The following is a 4770-nucleotide window of genomic DNA, read 5'->3' as shown; positions in this document are numbered from 1 at the left end:
TCTCAAGCTGGATCAGTCCGGGGCGCATTCTGCTCATCAGCTCCAGCTCTTCCTCACGAAGCAGATCAGAGGATATTTCAAAGTGGAAATTCGTCACTCCGTTGTCGTGCTCCAGAATATACTTCCAGATTTCCATTGCATGATCGTGTTTACAGTTAAAGGTCCTGTCCACAAACTTTACCTGAGGAACCTTTTTATCCAGGAAAAACTGAAGCTCTTTTTTTACAAGCTCCAGATTGCGGAACCGAAGCTTTTTATCAATGGAAGAAAGGCAGTAGCTGCAGGAAAAAGGACAGCCTCTGCTGCTTTCATAATAAATGATCCTGTTTGCAAAATCCTCTGTCTGCTCATAGGCAAAGGGAACTCTGCTTAAATCCATTACTTCCCGCCATCCGTTGTGAAAGATCTCGCCGTTTTCCCGGAAAGCAATCCCCCTGATATCTGCCAGCGTCCCTTTTTTCTCTATGTAATAACGGGCAAGCTCCAGAAAGGTTTCTTCTCCTTCCCCCACCATAACGCCTGTTACCTGAGGCATTTCCTTTAAAAAATTTTCCGCATCAAAAGAAACCTCCGGGCCTCCGACCCAGAAGGCCGTACCCGGAAGTATTTTTTTAAGGTCAAAGATCAGTTCCCGGACAAAGGAAATATTCCAGATATAGCAGGAAAAGCAAACTACCTCTGCGCCGCTTCTGTAAATCTCCTTCAGGATCTCATCCTTTGTCTGATTAATGGTATACTCCCCAAGAAGTATGTGTTCTTTATATTCAGATGCAAACGCTCTGAGATCATACACTGCCGGATTGGAGTGGATGTATTTTGCGTTGCATGCTGCCAGCAAAATTTTCATATGTCAGACTCCCCGATGCTTGCTTCAGTCATTAAGAAGAGCAAGCAGATCATTCTTGGAGGTGAGTCCTACGACACGGTTTGCTTCTTTTCCGTTCTTAAACACCAGAAGAGTGGGAATACTCATAATCCGAAACTGCTGGGCAAGAGCAGGTTCCTGGTCCACATCCACCTTCCCTACTGTATATCCCTCAGCTGCGATCTCTTCTACAATAGGCGCCTGCCGCATACACGGGCCGCACCAGGTTGCCCAGAAATCCACCAGAACCGGCTTTTCTGACTGAAGTACCTCTGTTTCAAAATTCTGTGATGTTAAAGTAATTTCCATAATCAATCGCTCCTTTATTTTTTGAATTTTCTTCGGATATATTTTCCTGCGCTGATTCCTGCCGCGCAACCTTCTGAGACAGCTGTCGCTACCTGAAGCAGGCCGCCTGTACAGTCTCCTGCTGCAAAAAGTCCCGGAATCGTTGTTTCCATTTCCTGATTTACTCTGATATTTCCTTTTTCTGTAAGTTCAGCTCCCATCTGCCGGGCAATCTCCGTACTTCCCGCTGTTCCAAGAGCTACGAATATCCCGTCAGCCGGATAAAAAGACTCCTTCTGACCATCACTTTCCAGGGTACTCATATCCTGTTCCATCCGAAGGCCGGAAACAGTATTCCCACCTTCTACTGACTGGATTTTCATGGTATTCACCTGAATATCATGTTCTCTTGAAAATTCAGGCTTTTCCCCATTGGTATAAATCGTCACGGAAGGCGTCACATTTTTCAGCTGCTCTGCCTCATGAAGGGCAAAATCACTGTTTCCCAGAACTGCAACCTGTTTTCCCCTGTAAAAAAAGGCATCGCAGATAGCGCAGTAGCTGACTCCTTTTCCTTCGTATTCCCTGATTCCCGGAATAGAGGACGCTGCCCGTTTACTTCCTGTAGCAAGGATCACACTTTCTGTTTCTATGTCTCCGTCTGTTGTTCTGATTGTAAAAGTATCAAATCCGCTGATCCCCAGAACCTGGGTTTCCATGACTCTGACTCCCAGAGCCTTTGCCTGGGCAATTCCTCTGTCAAAAAGCTCCTGCCCGGAAAGAGGCTTCTCCAGGCCATAATAATTTTCTATTTTTTCTGCTTTTTCAAGGGCTCCGATCCCTGTGTGGATCACAAGAGGATCCAGATTTCCTCTGGCTGTATAAAGAGCTGCGGAAATCCCTGCCGGACCTGCGCCAATGATCACTACATGTTCCATTTTCATTCACCTGCCTTTTTCTATAGTATACTGTTTTCCTGAAAAGATTTCTGTGATTTTATCACAGAATAAAAATTTCTGTTTTGGACAAAGCATACAAGTCCGATTCAAACTTCTTTGAAAATAAGAATCACGACCACCGGCTTGCTCTAACAATAAGTAAGACAGAACCGTCCAGAAGTTCTGAACTGATTCTGTCTTATTTTATTCACATTTATACAATCCTGTCAAGGGCACAGATCTCCACGCCCTCATCGGTCAGAGCTCTGCGGATTTTTTCCACAAACGCAAGGGCCTTGGCCCCGTCTCCGTGAACACACACAGAATCTGCCTGAATAGGAATATCCTTTCCGGTAATTGCCGTAACCTTTTTCTCTTTTACCATCCGCACTACACGGGAAACCGCAAGCTCCTCGTCTGTGATCATTGCGCCTTCTTTACGGCGGTTTACAAGAGAACCGTCCTCCTCATAGGCACGGTCCGCAAAAACCTCCAGCGCGGTGCGAAGTCCCAGGTCTTTTGCCGCCCGGGCAAGCTCGCCGCCGGAAAGAGCCAGAACAATAAGCTCCGGATCAAAGTCTTTGATCCCCTGACAGATTGCAAGAGACAGCTCATAGTCTTTGGCAGCCATATTGTAAAGGGCTCCATGAGGCTTCACATGCTGCATTTTCATATGATGGACTCTGCAGAAGGCTTCCAGCGCTCCAAGCTGATACAGGACATAAGCCTTTGCCTCGTCAGGGCTGACGCTTAAATTCCTTCTGCCAAATCCCATCAGATCCGGAAAGCCCGGATGCGCCCCCACACGAATGCCGGCTTCTTTTGCCATGCCAAGAGTCTTATCCATCACAACGGGATCAGAAGCATGATAGCCGCAGGCTACATTGGCTGATGTGATCAGAGGGATCACCTTATCGTCATTTCCAATGGTATAATTGCCAAAGCTTTCTCCCAGGTCACTGTTTAAATCTACTTTGTACATAAATCCTGTCACTCCTATTTAATATGCATCAGATTTTCAATAAATCCTGTATCTGCCTTTCCTTCACAGAATACCGGATGTCTCATGATCTGATACTGAAAATCAAGATTTGTTTCCACTCCTACGATCAGCATCTCATCCAGCGCAGAACGCATTTTCTGGAGAGCAGCCTCACGGTCCGGAGCATGGACGATCACCTTGGCGATCATGGAATCATATTCAGAGGGGATCCGGTACCCTGTATAAAGTCCGGTATCCACCCGCACTCCGTTTCCTGCCGGAAGATGAAGATGCTGAACCACACCTGGACTTGGCATAAAATTCTTTTCCGGTATCTCTGCGTTGATCCTGCATTCAATAGCGTGGCCGCGCAGCTTCACATCCTCCTGTTTAAAGCTCAGCGGAAGTCCCATGGCAACTCTGATCTGCTCAATGATCAGATCCGTGCCTGTAACCATTTCTGTAACGCCATGCTCTACCTGAATCCGGGTATTCATTTCCATAAAAAAGAATTCACCCTTCGGGCTTACAATAAACTCAATGGTTCCTGCATTGGTGTAGTTTACTGTTTTGGCAGCCAGTACCGCATACTGGTTCATTTTCTCTCTGGTTTCCTCTGTGATAGCCGGAGACGGAGATTCTTCGATCAGCTTCTGATGATTTCTCTGAACAGAGCAGTCTCTTTCTCCAAGAGCCACAACATTTCCGAATTTATCTGCCATGATCTGAATTTCCACATGACGGGGATTTTCCACAAACCGCTCAATATACATGGTGTCGTCGCCAAAAGCGTTTGCCGATTCTCTCTGAGCCACATTAAACTGAAATTCAAATTCATCCTCTGAAGCAGCTACTCTCATTCCTTTTCCGCCGCCTCCGGAGGATGCCTTGATCATAACCGGATATCCGATCTCTCCGGCAAGCTTCAGTCCTGTTTCCGCATCATAAACAGGTTCCTTTGTTCCCGGCACTACAGGAACTCCGGCTTCCATCATGGTTTTTCTTGCCTGAGATTTATTTCCCATTTTATCGATCACGTCTGCGTCCGGACCTATGAAGGTAATCCCGTTTTCCTGACATCTGCGGACAAATTCACTGTTTTCAGATAAAAATCCAAATCCGGGATGAATGGCGTCCGCTCCCATATTTCTGGCTGCCTGGATGATCCTGTCCATATTCAGATAACTGTTTCTGGCAGGGCCCTCTCCAATACAGATTCTCTGGTCTGCCAGCTGTACATGAAGGCTTTTGGCATCCTCTTTGGAATAGACAGCCACACTGCGTATGCCTAAGTTTCTGCAGGCGCGGATAATTCGGACAGCAATTTCTCCCCGGTTGGCAATCAAAATTTTGTTAAACAATATTCAGGCCTCCCTCCGGCTTTTATAATTTTTTCACACGGAACAGAGGCTGTCCGTATTCTACCTTCTGCTCATTGCTTACAAGAACTGCTTCGATCTCACAGTCAAAATCGCTCTGGATCTCATTCATCAGCTTCATTGCTTCCAGAATACATACTGTCTGTCCGTTTTTTACCTGGTCTCCCACCTTTACAAAAGTCGGGGCATCCGGCGCCGGAGCTGAATAAAAGGTTCCCACAATGGGAGAAGTGATAAAGAGCTTCTCATCTTCCTGATCCGCTTCTTCCACAGCCGGCCCCGGTGCACCCGCAGCCGCTGCTGCCGGCACTCCGGCTG

6 protein-coding genes are annotated in these 4770 nt (G+C 46.8%); all 6 read right to left on the bottom strand.

Annotation, left to right across the window (positions count from 1 at the left end):
* Positions 1-847 (bottom strand): B12-binding domain-containing radical SAM protein (locus QVP40_RS13695; protein ID WP_288200614.1); only part of this gene is annotated, 847 nt, incomplete at its 3' end.
* A 24-nt stretch (positions 848-871) separates the two neighbouring features.
* Complete coding sequence (gene trxA, locus QVP40_RS13690) at positions 872-1174, bottom strand: thioredoxin (RefSeq protein ID WP_022068926.1); 303 nt, start codon at positions 1172-1174, stop codon at positions 872-874.
* Positions 1175-1188: 14 nt separating this feature from the next.
* Positions 1189-2097 carry an NAD(P)/FAD-dependent oxidoreductase gene (locus QVP40_RS13685; RefSeq protein ID WP_330361955.1) on the bottom strand — a complete coding sequence of 303 codons (909 nt, stop codon included), beginning with the start codon at positions 2095-2097 and terminating at the stop codon, positions 1189-1191.
* A gap of 208 nt (positions 2098-2305) precedes the next feature.
* Entirely contained in the window at positions 2306-3073 is a 768-nt protein-coding gene (locus QVP40_RS13680; protein WP_022068924.1) for a LamB/YcsF family protein, read from the bottom strand.
* A 14-nt stretch (positions 3074-3087) separates the two neighbouring features.
* Positions 3088-4434 (bottom strand): acetyl-CoA carboxylase biotin carboxylase subunit, encoded by a 1347-nt coding sequence (accC, locus tag QVP40_RS13675; RefSeq protein ID WP_022068923.1) that lies wholly within the window; start codon positions 4432-4434, stop codon positions 3088-3090.
* Positions 4435-4456: 22 nt separating this feature from the next.
* A partial coding sequence (gene accB / locus QVP40_RS13670) for an acetyl-CoA carboxylase biotin carboxyl carrier protein (protein WP_288200613.1) occupies positions 4457-4770 on the bottom strand: 314 nt, incomplete at its 5' end.

This window comes from Blautia sp. CAG:257 (assembly GCF_000433815.1).
Lineage (GTDB): Bacteria > Bacillota > Clostridia > Lachnospirales > Lachnospiraceae > Blautia_A > Blautia_A caecimuris.
This window is presented reverse-complemented; position numbering and strand designations above follow the sequence as displayed.

Coding starts and splice junctions, on each gene's coding strand:
- trxA (WP_022068926.1), bottom strand. CDS start 1,174: ATGGAAATTACTTTAACATCACAGAATTTTGAAACAGAGGTACTTCAG.
- QVP40_RS13685 (WP_330361955.1), bottom strand. CDS start 2,097: ATGAAAATGGAACATGTAGTGATCATTGGCGCAGGTCCGGCAGGGATT.
- QVP40_RS13680 (WP_022068924.1), bottom strand. CDS start 3,073: ATGTACAAAGTAGATTTAAACAGTGACCTGGGAGAAAGCTTTGGCAAT.